Raw genomic sequence first — 18,898 nt, 5'->3', positions numbered from 1 at the left:
GTACCCGGTCAGCGCGTCTTGCGCCGCAGTATCCGCTTACCGTAGCGGCCGATGGTGGCGATGTCTGAACGACGCAGACCGTAGAACTGCAGCATTCCGATTCCAAACACCCGCGACAGGAACAGCAGGTTGAGGTTGCTCGTGATGATGTTGCCCGCGAGCGTCGTGAGCGCCGCTCCCATCGCCCCCAGCAGCGGCGCGAGGATGATTAGCATCACAATGTTAATGACGCACGAAATGGTCAGTGCGATGCTGCGCAGCCCGGGGCGGCCGCGCGCGCTAAGCCCGGCGCCAGCAATGGAACCCGGCGTGAGCAGCACAACGGCTACGAGGAGTACTGCGGCAATCGGAATCGATTCACGAAAGCCTTCCCCGAACAGAAACGGCAGCCACCACAGCATGGACACGCCGAGCACCAGCGCTGCCAGTGCCGAGAGCGCCGTCGAGATGCGGGCAGACGAACTGAGACGTTCATCCTCAGACTTGGCCGCTTCGTTGACGAACGAGACATCACGCACCGCGTGGTGAATGATCAACGGCAACTCGCTGATGCTCACCGCCACGACGTAGAGTCCGAGCTGGTAGGTACCGGCGAGCGGCGTCAGCAGTACCTGATCGAGACGCGTCAGGAGCACGCCCGACAGCGAACCGACCCACATTCGGCTGCCGTAGCTGAGGAGCCCGCGCATGCGTGCTTCGGGCGGAACCTCGTGCGCGCGCGGGTCGAGGCTGCGCATGCGCCCGATGTAGACAAAGGCGCCGACCACGGGCATGGCAGCGACCGTGATGGTGGCTACGAGCGGGGTGAGCGTTCCTGTCAGCCAGAACGGGATGAGGACCGCGAGGCGCAGAACCGACGAGATAATGCGTTCCGTGGATACGAGCCGCCAGCTGCTCGTGGCCGAGGCAACGCCGCGGAGTATCCCCACGAGAAGGTTCGGCACAATGGCCAGACTGGCGAACACGATCAGTAGCTGAACGCTCGGGTCGCCACCACTCAACAAAGGTGGTGAAAAGACGATGGCGGCGGTCGCGAATAGTCCGGCGATGCCCAGAATAAGCATGCCCCGACCCGCTGCGTTTCGCGCCAACGCTGGCTTTTTCGCGATAATCCACGTGACGGCTTCGGGAATGCCAAACGTGGCTATGGTGACGACCAGTGCCAATGGTGCCGTCGCCGCTGCCACCGCACCACGCCCGTCAACCCCGAGGGCCTGCGCCAGGATGGGGCCGGAGAACAGTGCGACGAGCGGGGGAAACGCGTTGCCCAGCAATGCGACCGTCATATTACGCGAAACTGTGCCGGTCCGATTGGACAGTAGATCGGGCTTGCGTTTCGTTGGAGCTGCGGGTGAGGCGTCCTCGGGCAAGGCGGTAGCTCCCATTGGCTCAGGGCGTGGATCAAGCTGAAAACGCCACTGTACACGCAGCCTGTCAGCAGGGTGCGCCCCCGATCGGGGGGAATCGCAATGGATATCCACCCGACTCGGCCTTGATCCCGTGCCCTCAGGGTCCTACTGTTATGCCGATGCGGTCGCGCGGCAGGAACAATACCCGAATTGTTTCGGGCGCGGCCCGGTGCGGGGCCGAACGACCTACATGCGCAAGTCGACACAACAGACCGTGACAAAACAGCGCGCGAGCGCACGCCAGACGCGCGAGCAGCCCGAGCCGATAGCCGTGAATTCCGGCCGTGATCGGGTGCCCTCGACCGAGGCGGTGGTGCCGCGTTCGACCAAAATCCTTGCTGTCATCGTGCTCGTCCTGATCGGTCTGCGACTCGACCTTCCGCTCGGCATCACCGTCGGCTACCTGGCGGCCGCAGCGCTGATTCCGCTCTGGCTGCCTACGCTGGGCCGCTATCGGGGCGCGCTCACCCTCGTGCTGATCGGCTTCGTCGCCGTCGGCTCCGGCATCTGGCTGTCCGTACTCGCCAAACCCACCCACGTCATCGCGATGAGCGAACTGGCCGGCAACTCCATCGGGCTGGTTGGCCTGTTGTGCTCCTTCGGCTTTGTGCTTTGGACTCGCAGCGTACTGCCCGACTCGTGGGTGGCCCTGTGGTTTGGGCTCGGCCTGCTCGGGAGCGTAACCACCGACAACGCCCGGTTCTTCGACAATCCCTGGCGCTTCGGATTCTCCTTTGCCCTGACAGTGGTGATCCTCGCCATCGCGCACATTCTTGATCGTCGCTGGTTCGACCTGCTCGCCGTGCTCGGGCTGACAGCCTTGTCAATGCTCACCGATGCGCGCTCGTCCTTCGCGATCCTGCTACTGACCCTCATTCTCCTGGCTTGGCAGATGCGCCCGACCAGCCGGTTTCGTTACCTGCGCATCAGATCGGGCGCCGGGGTTGTCGTCGCCCTCGGTGTGCTCGCCGTCGTCGTGTACAACCTGGGGCAGGCGGCCATCGTCGCGGGGCTGTTCGGCGAGGCGACGCGGGCCCGCACCATCGACCAGCTCAACACTGCCGGGTCGCTCATTCTGGGCGGGCGACCGGAACTGGCCGCGACGGCGTCCCTGATGGCACACCAGCCATACGGGTTCGGGGCCGGCACGCTGCTGAATCCGACCGATCTGCTCGCGGCGAAGACGGGAATGGCATCGATCAGCTACGACCCCGATAATGGGTACGTCGAAAACTACATGTTCGGTGGCAATATCGAACTGCACTCGGTGCTCGGCGACCTCTGGGCACGGTTCGGCATTCCCGGTGTCCTGCTGGCCGTCGTCATTCTTTTTCTGGTTTTGCGCGGGGTCGGAGCCGCGGTTGCTGCGAACCGGGCCAGTGGAATTCTGCTGTTTCTGGTCGTGAACACCGTGTGGGTCTTCTTCTTCGGCCCGCTGTACACCGCGACGCGACTGCTCATCTTGGTGCTCGCGCTGACTTTGATTCCCAAGGGTCCCGATCTGCCGAACCCCGTCCGTCGCCGGGTGGGAGCACTGTTCCCCTTTGGCAAGTCTCTCAAGACCGGGGCCCGTGACTGACGCCGCCTCGTTCGTCATTCGCGGCACGCTACGCGAAGCCTGGATCGACGTGGCAAAGGGCATCGCGATCACCCTCGTTGTGCTCTATCACTCGGTCATGTACCTCGATCGGGTAGGTCTGGCCGGCGACCTGGCGCCGCTCAACCCACTGCTCGACACCTTCCGTATGCCCCTGTTCTTCTTCATGTCCGGACTCCTCGCGGCCCAGGCCATTCGGTTGCCCTTCTGGCAGCTGTTTCGTAAGCGGATGTCCCTGCTGCTGTATCTCTACACGGCCTGGGTCGCCGCCCAGACCCTTTTTCCTGCTGGCCCTGCCGCCGATCGGCCCCGACGGGCCCTTTGCCAGGTGGTCCGACCTGGTTACCCTCTTCATCCGGCCGAATATAAATCTCTGGTTCATCTACGCCCTGCCCATCTGTCTCACCGTGGCTTGGCTGACTCGGCGCTGGCATCCGCTCATTTCCGTGTCCGTAACGGGAGCGCTCGCCGTGCTGTTCGGCTCGCAGGTTCTGCACACGGGTACGCCGTGGGAAAAGATGGGCTGTTACCTCGTCTTCTTCCTGGCGGCGATCTGGCTGGGCCCGCGCGTGCGACGCCTGATTCCGCGGGTGCGGTGGTGGCACATGGCCGTGCTCAGTGGCTTGTATGCCGGCGTTGTGCTCCTCATGGTGAAACTGTCATTGACGCGGGTACCGTTCGTGCTCCTCGCCGTGAGCGTGCTGGCAGTGCTGGTGGGCATCAGCGTGGCCGTCGTTCTGTCGCGCGCACCGATGTTTGATTTCATGCGGGTGCTGGGTAGTCGCACGTTGCCCATCTATCTGGTGCAAACCTTTCCCATGGCGGCGCTCGCGGCGATCGTCATGGCCGGCGGCGTGATATTACCGACGGATGCCGCAACGGCGGTTCCGCTGCTGCTGTGCGGCGCGGCAATCGTGCTGGCTCTGGCCGTCTACCGCCGATTTGCGGCCGTGCTGGGAGTGTTTACCGTGCCCATTGACTCTTGGGCAGCGCAGCCGCGCAAGGCCGTGCGGGAACAAACCGAAGCATCCGCTTGATTGTGCCCGATGTTTGCGGCAGTTACGGCAACAGCGCGAAAAGAACGGGTTTCTCGGCCGAGAAACCCGTTCTTTGGTGCGTTGGCTGCTCGCCTACGGTTAGGGGGTGCTCGTGCGTGGTTGCCGAAGACCGGCCGCATCGGGGCGCGTGAGAGCGTCGAGCGCCCGACGCAAGATCGTGCTGGAGGTATTGACCGTGTAGGGGAAGTACACGACCTCAACGCCGACAGCAGCGAACTCGTTCTCGAGGTGTACCCCGCGGGGGGTGCCTCGCCAGTCGTCGCCCTTGAAGAACACGTCAAAGCGGAGGTCGCGCCACGTGTCGAGCTTGTCCTCGACGACTTCGGCGACGGCCTCGTCCACGAAGGAGATGTGTCGAACAATCTCCAGACGTTCCACTAGCGGCACGACGGGGGTGATGCCCTTGGTGAGTTGGAGCATCTCGTCGGACACAACGCCGGCGATCAGAAAGTCACACTGGCTCTTGGCGTGCTTGAGAATATTGAGATGTCCAACGTGGAAAAGGTCAAACCCGCCAGCCGCGTAGCCGATGTGCAGCCCGTTCTGCCGGGCAGCAAGGAGCCCGGGGGACCCGTCGCCGGCGGGCTTCAGCGGGTTCGCGCGGTGAGGTTTCGTTTCTGGAGGAATCGCTGTGTTCGGGTGCGGGGTGGTCGGGTGCTTGGGGGTCACAGAAGGCTCAGATTTCTCTCAGGCTGCAGCGCGAGCTTCAACAGGATTCGGACAAGAGAGGCAGTGAGGAATCCTAACCTTTATCCTTCAGCCTGACTAGGGGTGAGAAATGAACGGATGCCGGTCCGCCGGCGCACGCCCCGACGGACCAACGACGGTCGGGCCTGCAGTTTTTCGCGGCAGAAGCCCGAAATTCGTGAAGTCAAGTATAATTCCGGCACCACGGGGCCGCCCGAAGGCCGCCGTCCGAGTTGAAATTGAGGTTTTCTTATGGCGCGGAGCGTTCGGTCTCCGATAGTGGCAATGATCGCGACAGCAGCTTTGGCGGTGACGATTTTTTTTGGTACCGGCAGCGCGCAAGCGGACACGGCACCGCCAAATTCTTCCACCCCCAATACTGTCGCGGCCGATGCGTTGCCGACCGCCCAAATCAACGGGGTGGTGTGGACCCAGACGATCGTCGGAAACACCGTTTACGTCGGTGGCCAGTTCACTCGCGCACGCCCCGCTGGAGCTTCGGCCGGAACGAGCGAGGTGACGCGCAACAATCTCATGGCGTACAACCTGTCGACTGGTGTCATGACGTCATTCAACCCCAACCTCAATGGCGCGGTGCGGGCGATTACCGCCTCGCCAGACGGATCTCGCATCTACGTGGGTGGAGCCTTCACGACCGTCGGGTCCGTGACGCGAACTCGGTTGGCGTCCTTCAGTACGGCCACCGGGGGGCTCGATTCCAGCTGGAAACCCACGGCGAACAACACCGTCAGAGCGCTTGGCGCGTTTGGGAGCACCGTCTTCGCGGGGGGGAGCTTCACCTCGGCCAACTCTCAGGGACGACAGCGGATCGCGTCGTTCACCGGTTCCACCGGGTCGCTCGGTACCTGGAAGGGCACGGTGCCCGACGGGGCCGTGAACGCCCTTACAGTTTCGCCGAACGGCGACCGGGTCGTCATCGGCGGTTCGTTCACTTCGTACAACGGCGCGACGACTCCCGGCTATGGAATGGCGGCGACGAATTCCAGCTCGGGCGCCGGAATGACCTGGAACATCGGCAAGCTCATCAAGAATGCTGGCCCGAACGGTTCTATTCTGTCGCTCACCTCGGATTCCGGCGGCGTCTACGGCACTGGCTACGACTATGGCCCCGGCGCCATGTTCGAGGGAACGTTCCGGGCCAGCTGGAGCAGCGGCAACACCGTCTGGATCGAGGACTGCCATGGTGACACCTACTCGGCCGTTCCGGTCGGCGACGTCGTGTATACGACCGCGCACGCCCATTTTTGTGGAAACATCGGTGGGTTCTCGGAAACCAGTCCGCGAACCTTTCATCGGACTCTGGCCTTTACGAAAAATGCAACGGGCATTATCACCCGAAACAGCACGGGTGGGAGCTACTTCAACTTTGAGGGGCGCCCCCGCCCGTCACTGCTGACCTTCTACCCCGACATCAATGCCGGCAACTTTACCGGTCAAAATCAGGGGCCGTGGAACGTAGCCGCCAACTCCCAATATGTGCTCTACGGCGGCGAATTCACCCTCGTCAACAACAAGAGGCAGCAGGGACTTGTGCGCTTCGCGGTGTCGTCCATCGCGCCAGACAAAGAAGGGCCGCGCGTGACCGGTGCCAGTTTCACGCCAACGCTCACCACACCAACCGCCGGAACGGTCAAGGTCACCTGGACGTCGAACTACGACCGCGACAACGAATTGCTTACCTATCGTGTCTTGCGAAACGGCGCTGTCGTGCGCACACAAACGGGGCTATCCGTCGACTGGAGCCGCCCCACGATTAGCTGGACCGACACCGGTCGCACGCCCGGAACGACGTACTCGTACCAAATTCGGGTGAGTGACCCGTTCGGAAATACCGTCACAGGTGATGCCGTCAGTGTCAGAGCTGCCAGCGCCGCTACCCTCACGCAGACACCGGACCCGACTGCGTCCACTGAACCGAAAGTCGCTCACGACGTGAATCTGTTGCCGGCACCCGAGGTCGCTCCCGACGCACAGCTCGTGCCGGAGCCACAGGTGGTGCCTGAGCCTGAAGCGGTTCCCGACCTGAACGTGGTGCCTGAGCCCGCGGTGGTTCCCGACCTCAACGTGTTGCCTGCGCCGAAGGGGCAGGAGTAGCCGGTCAGGATGAGCGTTTTCGGACCGTGCGGCGGGCTGGCCGGGCAACGGCCTGGTTGAGAACCTGGGTCAGCGATATCAGACGGCGTTCCTTCGTGAAGAGCGGGTTGACCGTCGACGGTTCGGGCAAAGCTTTTCGTGCTCGGACGGACCGCTCCAGAGTGAGGAGCGCCGACGAAATGTCAGCCAGGGGTGCACCGGTGCGTGCCACGCCGATGCCGCCGACAATGGGCAACACCTCGCCGGGCCCACCGTCGGCGAATCCCGCAGCCCGAACCCCCGCCCGCCATGCTTCAACGGGAACGAGGCCAAACGACTCGGGCATGGACGGAAAACAGGCAACAGCATCGATCTGGCTCGCGATGGATTCCAAGGATTTTGCCTCGCCGCGGTACTCGATCCGGGGGTCGCCCTCGATCAGGTGCAACACCGCGTCGAGAGCGGACTCCTGACCGGAAAATGGCGCACCGAACAGAAGCAGTCGCCAGGACGAACCGGTTGTCGGAGGGTCGGGGCTTACCGCCGGCCACAGGGATTGGAGCGCCTGAGCCACCTCGAGGTGTCCCCGGCGGCCATTGACGCGGCCGACGACGGCGAGGGTGAACGGGTCGTGGAGCGTCGGTGCTCTGACGAGCGTGACCGGGTCGAACACGGGCGACGTCACGGTCAGTCGCGTGCGGGCGACCCCGTTTTGCTCCAGCCACGCTGCCGTGGCTTCGCTGCAGGCGCAGATCGGAAAGCGGCCGGGGGCCAGGAGTACCCGAACCAGGAGATTTCCCAAGCGGCTGGGGAGCAGCTCGTGCACCGACAGGTAAAAGCTCTTGCGTTTCAGGCGCAGGAGTGGAATGTACGCGGCGAGGGCGAGCGTCCACAAGACCACGACGTCGGCGTGGGTAATTTCTGGTCGAAGACGAATCGGATGCAGGAGGTCTGAGATCTTGCTGAGCCTCAGGACCGACAGCCCCGGGTCAACGATGACGGTCGCAGAGAGTCCGGACTGAGCCAGATCTTCTGCCAGTGGTCCACCATTTGGCACGATGACGGCCACCGTGTGGCCGAGGCTGAGGAGGCAGGAGATTTCCTGAATGAGCACGCGAGAGGCCCCGTAGGCGTCATTGTTCCCGTGCAGGATTGCGATGCGCATGTGTGGGCCTCATCAGTGGTCGGCAGCTTTCACACACTGTACAGGGTGGGCGGGGACCCCCAAAAGTGGGCTCAGGTGCCCCCTTGGAAAGAAACCCCACGCGTGTATTAATGGCTCAACGACGTCTTCACCCTATTCATTTTTTGAGCGGGTCCTCAGCTTGGAGTTCTACCATGGTCGTGCACCACCCCTCCGATACCGGTCCCGAAACCGCGGGCTCGCGGCGTCGGCTGTGGTGGATCGCCGGGGCCGGACTGCTGGCCCTGCTCGTGGTCATCATGCTGGTGGCTAACGGTTGGGCATCCCAACGTGCCGATTCGGCCGATGTCACCGCGACGCGGTCCGTGACGACCCCATCCCCCGCTCCCTCTCGGTCGCCCGGCCCTTCGCCCAGCCCCGTGCCGGCCGAAACGACGCCGCCCGCCCCGAGCGTCCCCGACCCGAACGCCGGAGTCGGCGTTCCATCGAGCGAGGTCGCTCCGCCACAGGTTCAGGAACCGGTCCCACTGACGGACCCCGCCGTGGCCGTGCCCGGGGTCGTGTTCAGTATCAGCGAGCTCGAGGCGGTCGAGGGTGTGGCGCGGGGACCGGGCGAGATTGCCGGGCCGTCGCTCCGGTTCGCCGTCTCTGTTCGCAACGACACGGCTGCGACCGTGTCGTTGACGTCAACCGTCGTCAACTTCTTCTTTGGGGCTGCCCAGTCGCCGGCCACCGAACTTGCCGAGCCAGGCGGAGTCCCATTTCCTGACGCGGTCGCCGCGGGCCAGGCCGCGCAGGGCGTGTTCGTTTTCACTGTCCCCGCTGATGCGCGAGACGAAGTGCAGATCGCTGTCGACTACTCGGCTGGCGTGCCGATCGTGCTCTTTGAGGGCGCGGCACCGCACTGACCAGGCCGTGCAAATGGCTGCCCCCTATAGAGGGTATTCCGTACTGAGAAAATCTCACTAGACTCCATTGAATGCGACGGCCACCCGACGGCCCCGCTCTTCATCCGAGTAAGGAAATATCGTGGGATCTCTCTACGCGTCTCGACTGAACCTCGCAGGTCTGATTTCGGTTCGTAAGCGGCCAGCACGCGCCGGTGTTTTCGGATTGCTGACCGCTGTCGCGGTTGTCGCCGCCGTTCTCACGGTTCCACTTCAGGCCGTAGCCGACACCGCTCCTACCGATCCGGCGACGCCGGTGACGATGGCCGCGGATTCCCTGCCCACCGCGCAGATCAACGGTGTGGTGTGGACCCAGCTGATCGTTGGCACCACAGTCTATGTGGGGGGTGAATTCACCAGAGCCCGCCCGGCCGGCTCCGGCGTTGGGGTGAATGAGGTGGTGCGCACCAATCTGCTCGCCTACAACCTGACGACCGGTGTGCTGATCCCGACGTTCAGCCCAAACCCCAACGGTGCAGTTCGAGCACTCGTCGCCTCCGCAGACGGCAGCAGAATCTATGCCGGCGGCTCGTTCACCTCCGTGAGCGGAGCCAATCGGTACCGTCTGGCGGCCTTTGACACCGGCACGGGCGCGCTCGTCGCCTCGTTTGCCCCAGTCCTGAACGCTCAGGTCAAAGCGCTCGGATTTTCGGGTGGCACGTTGTTCGCTGGCGGGGTCTTCAGCACTGCCGGTGGTCAGCCGCGCCCTCAGATTGCGTCCTTTGACGCCTCCAACGGTGCGTTGAAGGCCTGGTCAGGAACCCCGAGCGGCGGCGCCGTCAACGCCCTCACCGTCTCGCCCGATGGTGCCAAGGTCATTATCGGCGGCGCCTTCACCTCGTACAACGGCGCCAGCACCCCCGGCTACGGGATGGCGGCCCTCGACGCCGTCACCGGCGCCTCCCTGCCCTGGGCGGTCAACTCGCTACTCCGTAACGGAGGGATCAACGGCGGGATCACGAGCCTGACCTCCTCGTCCGATGGTGTCTTCGGCACTGGATACGACTATGGCGCTGGCGCCAACTTCGAGGGCACTTTCCGCGCCAGCTGGTCGGACGGTTCGATCATCTGGATGGAAGACTGCCACGGTGACACCTACTCCGCGGCCCCGACGCAGAATGTCGTCTACACCACCGGCCACGCGCACTACTGCGGCAATATTGGCGGACCGGTCGAGACGGCGCCGCGCTCCTACCACCGCACCCTGTCGTTCACGATGGCCACCACCGGACTCATTACGCCAAACGCCGTGGGCAGCTACGACAACTTCGTCGGCAAACCTCGACCGAGCCTGTTGAGCTTTTACCCGGACATCAACACCGGCGTCTACACCGGGCAAGGGCAGGGTCCCTGGAACGTCGTGACCAATGGTCAATACCTCTTGTACGCCGGCGAGTTCACTAATGTCAACAACAAGGGGCAGCAGGGTCTGGCGCGATTCGCCAGCTCCACGACCGCGACCAATAAAGAAGGGCCCCGCTTGGCCAACGCGGCCTTCGTCGCGTCGGCTTTCGTTCCAGACCTGCAATCGCTCTCGACCGGCACGGTGCGCATTGGGTGGAAGTCGGCCTACGACCGTGACAATGAGCGACTCAAGTACGAAGTTCTGCGTGATGGAGTATCGGTCGGCACCGTATTGGGCCTATCCGTCGACTGGTCCCGACCCAGCATGGGCTGGACGGACAGTGGGCTGTCCCCCGGGCAGGCATATTCCTATCAGATTAGGGTGAGCGACCCGTTTGGCAACGTGAAGACCGGAAGTCCGGCATCCGTTAACGTCGCAAGTGCCGGGATCTACAGCGCGTATGCATCCGCGGTTCGTGCGGACTCGCCGACGTCCTACTGGCCGCTCGGCGAAGCCGGCGGAACGACGGCCTTCGACTGGGCCGCCGCCGCCAATGCGCAAACCAACTCTGGCGTGACCAGAGGCGTCGCGGGCGCCCTCAGCGGTGGCGATGGCTCTGCTTCGCGGTTCAGCGGCACTACTGCTGGGTTCGCCGCGTCCAGCGCGTTTGAAACGCCGCGCGGCGACTTCAGCGTTGAGTCCTGGGTCAAGACAACGACCAAGCGTGGCGGTAAAATAATCGGCCTCGGCAATAGCGCCACCGCCAACTCCGCCGCCTACGACCGCCACGTTTATATGGACAATACCGGCCGAATCTGGTTCGGAGTCAAGCCGGGTGCTCTGCGCACGGTCAATACGACGGGGTCCTACAATGACGGACAGTGGCACCACATCGTCGCCACTGTCGGCGCAAACGGTATGTCGCTGTACATCGACGGAGCACTCGCCGCCCAACGCACCGACACGACGTCCGCCGCCCCGATTCAAGGCTACTGGCGCATTGGCGGCGACAATCTGAGCGGCTGGACCAGTCGGCCCCTGAGCGACTACATCGCCGCTGACATTGATGAAGTCGCCGTGTATCCGGCCGCACTCGGGGCGGCATCCATCGCGAACCACTACGCCGTGGGCAGCTCCGGCCCTCAGGCCAACGTGCAGCCGACCGCGGCCTTTAGCTACCAGACGTCGCCGCTTGCCGTTTCGGTGGACGCATCCGCTTCGACGGATGCTGATGGCACCGTTGCAGGATACGCCTGGTCGTGGGGCGACGGGACGAATTCGACTGGCAAAACAGCCACGCACAGCTACACCGTCGACGGCAGTTATCCGGTCTCCCTCACGGTTGCCGATGACTCTGGCGCAACGGCCGTGACGACGCAGAACGTGCTCGTGCCGGCTGTTGATCCCAAACTTCCCGTGGCAATCGACGCGTTTTCCCGCGTCTTGAGCAGCGGGCTCGGCACAGCCGATAGCGGAGGCGCGTGGACCACGACCGGATCGTCGGGGAACTCCTCGGTCAGTGAAGGTGTCGGGCGGTTTAAAGCCGCGGCCGGAACCACGGTCAACGGATATCTGTCGGGTGTGTCCGTGGCTGACAGTGACGTGAGTGTGACGATTGCACTTCAGCAGGCGGCCACCGGCTCGGGAGCGTACTCGTCGGTTATCGGCCGACGAGTTGGCACCGATGATTACCGGGCCAGGGTCAAGTTCCTGCCAACGGGTGTTGTGCAGCTGCAGCTCATGCACGGTGCGACGACCTTAACAGTGCAAAACATCGCCGGGCTGACCTACACGACAGGAACCCAGCTTCGGGTCCGGCTGCAGGTTTTCGGCACCGGGCCGACGACCATTCGGGCTAAAGTCTGGAGCGTCGGCGGCACCGAGCCGTCGGCCTGGCAGCTCAGTACGACGGATGCCACGCCCGCCATGCAGGCGTCGGGCTCGGTCGGACTGGCCCTCTACCTCGGGTCAACGGCTACCGTGACTCCGGTCACCACGGCCTTCGACGATTTCGTCGCCCTGCGCGTCAATTGACCGATGCCGGTAGAGGCCGATCAGCGTGACTGATCGGAGGTGAGCGGCACCGCTGCTTGTGCAGGATTTGTGATGGCGAAATGCCAAAGAGGGGGAATCGTGACCAAAGAATATCCGGGTGGTAAGGTCAGCGTCGTGATCGCGGTCCTCACCTATTGTCGAGCCCATGACCTGGTGGAGTTGCTGCCAGAGCTCCTTGACCAGGCCGCCACGGTTTCTCGGTCGATCGAGATTCTCGTCGTGGACAACGATCCGCACGGCGGTGCACGTGACCAGGTGGCTGCGGTCGCCGCTTCGAGTGGCTCCGTGCCGGTGCGGTACGTGCATGAACCGATTCCTGGGATCGCGGCCGGTCGCAATCGGGCCTTGACGGAAGCAGATCATGCCCAAGTGCTGATCTTCATCGATGATGATGAGCGGCCCACTGCCCAGTGGCTCATGCAGCTTCTCGACACCTACGCTACTTTTCGCCCGGCCGCCGTGGTCGGTCCGGTGCTCTCGCGATACGACACGGAGCCTGAACCGTGGATTCGGGCCGGCGGCTTCTTTGAGCGCCGCCGATTCGCCACGGGGACGCCGGTTTCGCTCGCCGCCACCAACAATCTGCTCCTTGACCTCGTTCAGGTGCGCCGCCTCGGCCTGCAGTTCGACGAACGGTTCGGCATTTCCGGCGGTTCGGATTCGTTGTTCACCCGGCAGCTGCATCGCCTCGGCGGGCAAATGATCTGGTGCGATGAGGCCATTGTCATCGACGTGGTCCCAGCCAGCCGGCTCACCCGAGAATGGGTGCTGCAGCGCGCTTTCCGCATGGGCAATACCTGGAGTCGAATCAATCTCGACGACACCGCGCACGGCGAGCGGATGCTCGTGCGAGCCACCATGGTCGCCCGCGGCACCGCGCGGGTACTGGGCGGCCTTGCCCGCTACCTGACCGGATTGATCATCGGACAATTGCCCCATCGGGCCCGGGGGCTGCGCACCGCTGCCCGCGGTGCCGGCATGCTGAGCGGCTCCGTGGGGTCGATTTATCACGAGTACAAGCGCTAGCCCAGCACCAATCCCCTGTATGGGGGCATTGGTAACTGACAAAAACTCAATATACTGCGAACTAGTGCGGTGGCTATTCGACGGCTACGGTCCAAACCCTAAGTGAGGCCTTCTGGTGGCTGCTCCTCTGCTCATTCCTTCGCGCCGTCTTGTCGATCCAGCGCCCAGTGGAACCCCGCGTCTGGCCCACCTGGCACGGGCAGGCTGGCTCGCTCTGGCGACGGCGGTCGCCGTAATCGCCGGAGTTCTGAGCGTCCCAGCGGTGGCGCTGGCGGATTCCGCACCGGTCGATGTCGGCACTCCGGCCACGGTCGCCGCGGATTCGCTGCCGACGACACAGATCAACGGTGTCGTTTGGACTCAGCTGATCGTGGGGAACACGGTGTACGTGGGAGGGGAATTCACCAGGGCTCGCCCGGCCGGCTCGGCCCGAGGTGCCAACGAGGTGGTGCGCAACAACCTGCTCGCCTACAACCTCACCACCGGACAACTCCTTTCCTCGTTCAACCCCAACGTCAACGGAGCCGTCCGTGCTCTGGTCGCCTCGGCCGACGGTACCCGGGTCTACGCCGGCGGGTCCTTCACCAGGGTCGGTTCGGACACTCGGTACCGCCTGGCGGCCTTTGACACCGGTACGGGCGCCCTGGTCTCCACCTGGAAGCCGGTCGTGAACGCCTCTGTGAAGGCGCTGGGATTCTTCGGCGACACGGTCTATGCCGGAGGAACCTTTTCCACCGCCGGGGGACAGGCTCGCACCATGACGGCCTCATTCGCTGCGTCCAACGGTGCACTCGGCACCTGGACCGGTACGCCGGCCGGCGGCGGGGTCAACGCACTGACCATCTCGCCTGACGGGGGCCGAGTCGTCATCGGCGGCGCGTTCACCTCGTACAACGGCAGCTCCAACCCCGGCTATGGCATGGCCGCAACGGATGCCGCCACCGGCGCGTCCCTTCCGTGGAAGATCAACTCGATCATTCGTAACGGCGGCAAGGACGCCGCCATCTTGAGCCTGACCTCGTCGGATCAGGGCGTGATCGGAACCGGTTATGTCTTCGGAACCGGCGGAACTCTCGAGGGTGCGTTTCGCGCCAGCTGGGACGAGGGCGCGCTGATCTGGGTCGAGGACTGCCACGGCGATACCTACTCTGCCGTGCCAGTGGGCGACGTCGTCTACACCACCTCGCACGCTCACTTTTGTGGCAACATCGCTGGCCCGCCGCAGACCGACCCGTGGACCTTCCACCGCACCCTGACGTTCACATCGGAGGCGAAGGGAATCATCACCAGAAACCGGACAGGCGGCTCGTATTACAACTTTGAGGGAACGCCCCGGCCCGACCTGCTGACCTTCTACCCGGATATCAATTCGGGCACGTACACCGGTCAAGGGCAGGGACCATGGAACATCACCGCGAATGAGGACTACCTGCTCTATGGCGGCGAGTTCACGATCGTAAACAATAAAGGGCAGCAGGGGCTCGCGCGGTTCGCGGCTCGGACCATCGCCCCGAATAAAGAAGGCCCGCGGGTCACAAATACCTCCTTCGTGGCCGCAGACTTCGTGCCGTCCGTCGCGTCCTTCGTGCCGGGAGGCACCCGGCTGAGCTGGATGAGCGCCTACGACCGTGACAACGAAAACCTCAGCTACGAAGTGCTCAGGGACGGTGTGAGCGTCGCGACCATCCTGGCCGACTCCACCGATTGGGACCGGCCGATGCTCAGTTGGAGCGACACCGGGCTGACACCGGGACAAAGCTACGACTATCGCATCCGCGTGACCGACCCATTCGGCAACAGCCGCATCGGTGCCGTGGCCTCGGTCACGGTTGCCGAGGGAGCGGGGCTGAGTGACTACGCGGCATCCGTTTTGGGTGACTCGCCGCGGTCTTATTGGCCACTGGGTGAGCCGGAGGGCACAACGGCCTTCGACTGGACCGGCGGAGCCGACCTGGCAGTGCGGTCGGGCGTGACCAGAGATATCTCAGGCGCCATTGCTGAGCAGGCCGCCTCTCGCTTCGACGGAACGGCAAACGGGCTGGCCTCGACCGCAACGGCGGAAGAATCGTCGAACAACTTCAGTGTCGAGGTGTGGGTGAAAACCACAACCACCCGAGGCGGTAAAATCGTTGGATTTGGTGACAAGGCCACCGGCAGCTCGGCCGGGTACGACCGCCACGTCTATATGGACAACGGCGGCAAGATCTGGTTCGGCGCCTACCCCAGCGCGCTTCGCACCATTAATACGAGTGACAGCTATAACGATGGGCAATGGCATCACATTGTGGCCAGCCTCAGCCCGGCGGGCATGACGCTGTACATCGATGGCACGCGCGCGGCCCATCGCTCCGACGTGACGACCGGGCAGGTCTACCAGGGATTCTGGCGAATCGGCGGAGATACCCTCAGCAGCTGGACCAGCCAGCCGACGAGCGGGTACATTGCAGCCGATATCGACGAGGTCGCGCTGTACAACGGCCCGCTGAGCCGTCAGCAGGTGCTCGACCACTACGTCGCATCCGGCCGCACCTCACCGGTGCCGGCCGCCCCCGCCGATGCCTACGGTGCCGCCGTGTACGGTGCTGAACCCGACCTGTACTGGCGGCTCGGCGAAGCTGCCGGAACGAGCGCCCTCGATGCTGGCCTGTTGGGCAATTCCGGAACGTATTCCGGAGCCGTCACGAAGGGTACGGACGCACTGATCGCCGGGGCGAGCAATACCGCCGCCACCTTCAACGGCGGAACGGTCAGCAGCGACACGCAATTCGTGAATCCGACGACGTACTCGCTCGAGGCCTGGTTCAACACGACCACGACGCAGGGCGGAAAAATCATCGGCTTCGGCAACCGCCAGACCGGGCTGTCGACCAACTATGACCGTCACGTCTACCTGCAGGATGATGGGCGTCTCGTCTTCGGCACCTGGACTGGCAAAGCAAACACGGTCACCTCAGCCGCGTCCTACAACGATGGCGTGAGTCACCACGTAGTCGCCGTGCAGTCTCCCGCCGGCATGCAGCTCTACGTCGACGGCGCACTGGTGGGCACGAATCCGCAACCGGCGGCGCAGGCCTACTCGGGATACTGGCGCATTGGCAGCGACCCTACCTGGGGCTCGAGCAGCCCGGCGCTCGCCGGTACCCTCGACGAGGTTGCGGTTTATTCCACCGCCCTGGTGCCAAGGGTCATCGGCCAGCACTTCACGCTCGGATCGGGAGGAAGCACGGCCAACCTGCCACCGACAGCAGCCTTCGTCTCCTCGGTCGACGACCTGGCCCTGCAGGTTGACGCGGCGTCGTCGTCGGATTCCGACGGACAGATTGCGAGCTATGCGTGGACGTTCGGCGATGGCGCCACCGGCACCGCCGTCCAGGCGAGCCACACGTATGCCGAGTCGGGAATATACGAGGTCACCTTGACCGTGACCGACGATGCCGGGGCCACCTCGGCCGTCACCGAGTCGGTCACGGTCACCGCCGCCCCGCCGCCAGCCCCGGAGAATGCGCCTCCGGTTGCGGCCTTCACGTCGACGGCCACCGATCTTGCGGTCGCTGTCGACGGCGTCGGTTCGACTGACGCGGACGGCACGATCGCGGGCTACACCTGGGCCTGGGGAGACGGCGCGACCGAATCTGCCGCCGTGGCAACGGCAACCCACGGCTACGCGGGAGCCGGCACCTATGAAATCGTGCTCACGGTCACCGACGATGCCGGTGCAACGGCGAGCGCTTCCCGCAGCGTTGTGGTCACCGACCCGGCGCCAGCGCCGGCGACGGCGTTCGCAGCGGATGCCTTCAGCCGAGCCATGAGCACCGGCTTCGGCGCAGCGGACCTCGGCGGGTCATGGACCACGACCGGATCAGCAGCAAACTACGCGGTCGGTGACGGCGTGGCCAAACTCCGTGCCGTGCCAGGCAGGATGCTCAACGGCTATTTGAGCACGGTGTCAACCACTGAAACCGATCTGACCGTGACAACGGGCGTGCAGCAGGCAGTGACCGGCGGCGGCGTCTACCTCACGGCGATCGGGCGTCGGGTTGGTACGGACGACTATCGGGCCCGCGTTAAGCTGTTGGCCTCCGGGGCGGTGCAGGTGCAGATCCTGCATTATGCGACGAGTCTCAAGTCCTTGACCATCCCCGGCCTCAGCTACGTGGCGGGCGATCAGTTGCAGCTGCGGGTGCAAGTCACCGGCACCGTACCGACCACGCTCAAGGCGATGGCGTGGAAGCTCGGTGAGCCTGCCCCTGATACCTGGCAGGTCAGTGCGACGGATTCAACGGCCGCCCTGCAGCAGGCCGGTTCGATCGGGGTGGCGTTCTACGTCAGTGGCTCGGCCACCGTGAGCCCGATGACGGCGACCTTCGATGACCTGATCGCTGTGATGCCCCAGTAATTTGTCCAGGCAAGGCGCTATTTCGATGACAGGCACTGAGCAGGAAAGGGATCGCGCCGGATGCGGATCGTAACCACACGGGCGAGGTTGTACCGAACCCTGCGCAGCGCTTATCTTGAGCGTGCCCATGTGTTGCCGGAGGCGACCATTCTCTATCGGGCGAAACGATACGACTTTCACGAATCCCTGGTGGAGGGGCTCACCGTCGTGCAGGCCGGTCCGGTGCGCGCCGCCTGGCTGCTGGCTCGGTCGAAGGTGACCACCCTCGAAATCAACGAACCGCTTATGCTCTCAAGCGTGTGGGGCAGTGCGCTGGCCATCAGTGGCCTGCGAGCGCGGTCGCTGCTCGGTGGCCCGCGCGCGACGATCGTCAGCTACGCCATGGAAAACTCAAATCCTCTGGTCCGCCCGGTCGGCGAGGAGGGTCGACTGCGGCGCTTCGCCAACAGCCGCCTGTCGCGGTTTGTCTGGCGGCACACCGATCGCATCGCCTTCGGCACGGATGCCGCGAGAATTACCTACGGCAGCGCCCTGCGTCGGCCGTCGGCCGGAACCACGAGCACCGTCATCCCGGCTTTGCCCGCCCCGTGTGCCTGCCCGGTCGATTCCGGCCCTGGCGAGCCGCGCGTTGTTTTTCTCGGAGCCCTCGTGGCACGAAAGGGCTTTCCTGAACTGCTTGCGGCCTGGCCGAGCGTCACCGCTCTCATCCCCGCAGCGCGGCTGACCATCATCGGCAAGGGGGCCCTCGAAGACCGGGCCCGTCAAACGGCCGAGCAGGACCCGACGATCGAGGTCATTATCGACCCGCCGCGCAGTGAAATTCATGCTCACCTGCGGCGCGCGAGAGTGCTCGCCCTGCCATCTCAGCCAACGGCAACGTGGCGCGAGCAAATTGGCCTGCCCATAGTTGAGGGTCTGGCCCACGGGTGCAATATCGTCACCACGTCGGAGACCGGCCTCGCGGACTGGCTCACCGAGCACGGCCACGACGTCGTCGCCCCCGGGGCCGGGGTTCCGGCCCTGGCGAACGCGGTCATGCACGCCCTGCAGAAGCGGGTAGGAACTGGCGTGGCCGACCTGCCGGCGGTCGACGGGCGCCTGGCCGCCGACGCCTGGATGTTCGTCGGGACGCGCTAGAAA

11 protein-coding genes and 1 pseudogene are annotated in these 18,898 nt (G+C 64.3%); 9 read left to right on the top strand and 3 right to left on the bottom strand.

Going from position 1 to position 18,898, the window contains the following annotated elements:
- Positions 1-8: 8 nt before the first annotated feature.
- Entirely contained in the window at positions 9-1,286 is a 1,278-nt protein-coding gene (locus tag E3O11_RS03850) for an oligosaccharide flippase family protein (protein WP_166787481.1), read from the bottom strand.
- A gap of 337 nt (positions 1,287-1,623) precedes the next feature.
- Between E3O11_RS03850 and E3O11_RS03845 the strand changes: the two genes are divergently transcribed.
- The 3 genes and pseudogenes from E3O11_RS03845 to E3O11_RS18020 all read left to right on the top strand — a co-directional run bounded on the left by E3O11_RS03845 (position 1,624) and on the right by E3O11_RS18020 (position 4,043).
- Complete coding sequence (locus E3O11_RS03845) at positions 1,624-2,988, top strand: hypothetical protein (protein ID WP_134495412.1); 1,365 nt, start codon at positions 1,624-1,626, stop codon at positions 2,986-2,988.
- Positions 2,981-3,286, top strand: a pseudogene (locus E3O11_RS18665) (acyltransferase family protein); the annotation flags it as partial. The gene E3O11_RS03845 and the pseudogene E3O11_RS18665, both read left to right, overlap by 8 nt.
- Positions 3,252-4,043, top strand: a complete 792-nt coding sequence (locus tag E3O11_RS18020) for an acyltransferase family protein (RefSeq protein WP_338419208.1) — start codon at positions 3,252-3,254, stop codon at positions 4,041-4,043. The pseudogene E3O11_RS18665 and the gene E3O11_RS18020, both read left to right, overlap by 35 nt.
- A 99-nt stretch (positions 4,044-4,142) precedes the next feature.
- Here the strand turns inward: E3O11_RS18020 and E3O11_RS03830 are convergent, their stop codons facing one another.
- The gene (locus E3O11_RS03830) at positions 4,143-4,601 is read right to left on the bottom strand and encodes an FAD synthase family protein (protein WP_092451823.1); all 459 of its coding nucleotides are present in this window, start codon (positions 4,599-4,601) and stop codon (positions 4,143-4,145) included.
- Between the two features lie 435 nt (positions 4,602-5,036).
- Between E3O11_RS03830 and E3O11_RS03825 the strand changes: the two genes are divergently transcribed.
- On the top strand, positions 5,037-6,866 hold the full coding sequence (locus E3O11_RS03825) for a hypothetical protein (RefSeq protein ID WP_092451740.1): 1,830 nt from the start codon (positions 5,037-5,039) through the stop codon (positions 6,864-6,866).
- Positions 6,867-6,870: 4 nt separating this feature from the next.
- Here the strand turns inward: E3O11_RS03825 and E3O11_RS03820 are convergent, their stop codons facing one another.
- On the bottom strand, positions 6,871-8,010 hold the full coding sequence (locus E3O11_RS03820; protein ID WP_092451742.1) for a glycosyltransferase family 4 protein: 1,140 nt from the start codon (positions 8,008-8,010) through the stop codon (positions 6,871-6,873).
- Between the two features lie 173 nt (positions 8,011-8,183).
- Between E3O11_RS03820 and E3O11_RS03815 the strand changes: the two genes are divergently transcribed.
- From E3O11_RS03815 to E3O11_RS03795, 5 genes are all read left to right on the top strand, one after another.
- Positions 8,184-8,897 (top strand): hypothetical protein, encoded by a 714-nt coding sequence (locus tag E3O11_RS03815; RefSeq protein ID WP_092451744.1) that lies wholly within the window; start codon positions 8,184-8,186, stop codon positions 8,895-8,897.
- 121 nt (positions 8,898-9,018) lie between these two features.
- A complete protein-coding gene (locus tag E3O11_RS03810; RefSeq protein ID WP_241994632.1) occupies positions 9,019-12,315 on the top strand; it encodes a LamG-like jellyroll fold domain-containing protein in 3,297 nt (1,098 codons plus the stop codon).
- A 99-nt stretch (positions 12,316-12,414) separates the two neighbouring features.
- On the top strand, positions 12,415-13,362 hold the full coding sequence (locus E3O11_RS03805) for a glycosyltransferase family 2 protein (protein WP_241991086.1): 948 nt from the start codon (positions 12,415-12,417) through the stop codon (positions 13,360-13,362).
- Between the two features lie 115 nt (positions 13,363-13,477).
- Positions 13,478-17,758 (top strand): LamG-like jellyroll fold domain-containing protein, encoded by a 4,281-nt coding sequence (locus tag E3O11_RS03800; protein WP_241994631.1) that lies wholly within the window; start codon positions 13,478-13,480, stop codon positions 17,756-17,758.
- 60 nt (positions 17,759-17,818) lie between these two features.
- Positions 17,819-18,895, top strand: coding sequence for a glycosyltransferase (locus E3O11_RS03795; protein ID WP_092451748.1), 1,077 nt, complete (start codon positions 17,819-17,821; stop codon positions 18,893-18,895).
- Positions 18,896-18,898 lie beyond the last annotated feature (3 nt).

Source organism: Cryobacterium levicorallinum, assembly GCF_004402405.1.
GTDB classification, from domain to species: domain Bacteria; phylum Actinomycetota; class Actinomycetes; order Actinomycetales; family Microbacteriaceae; genus Cryobacterium; species Cryobacterium levicorallinum.
This window is presented reverse-complemented; position numbering and strand designations above follow the sequence as displayed.

What these genes read in the sequence shown, in the direction of transcription:
- E3O11_RS03850 (WP_166787481.1), bottom strand. Translation starts at nt 1,286, where the DNA reads ATGACGGTCGCATTGCTGGGCAACGCGTTTCCCCCGCTCGTCGCACTG.
- E3O11_RS03825 (WP_092451740.1), top strand. Translation starts at nt 5,037, where the DNA reads ATGATCGCGACAGCAGCTTTGGCGGTGACGATTTTTTTTGGTACCGGC.
- E3O11_RS03820 (WP_092451742.1), bottom strand. Translation starts at nt 8,010, where the DNA reads ATGCGCATCGCAATCCTGCACGGGAACAATGACGCCTACGGGGCCTCT.
- E3O11_RS03815 (WP_092451744.1), top strand. Translation starts at nt 8,184, where the DNA reads ATGGTCGTGCACCACCCCTCCGATACCGGTCCCGAAACCGCGGGCTCG.
- E3O11_RS03795 (WP_092451748.1), top strand. Translation starts at nt 17,819, where the DNA reads ATGCGGATCGTAACCACACGGGCGAGGTTGTACCGAACCCTGCGCAGC.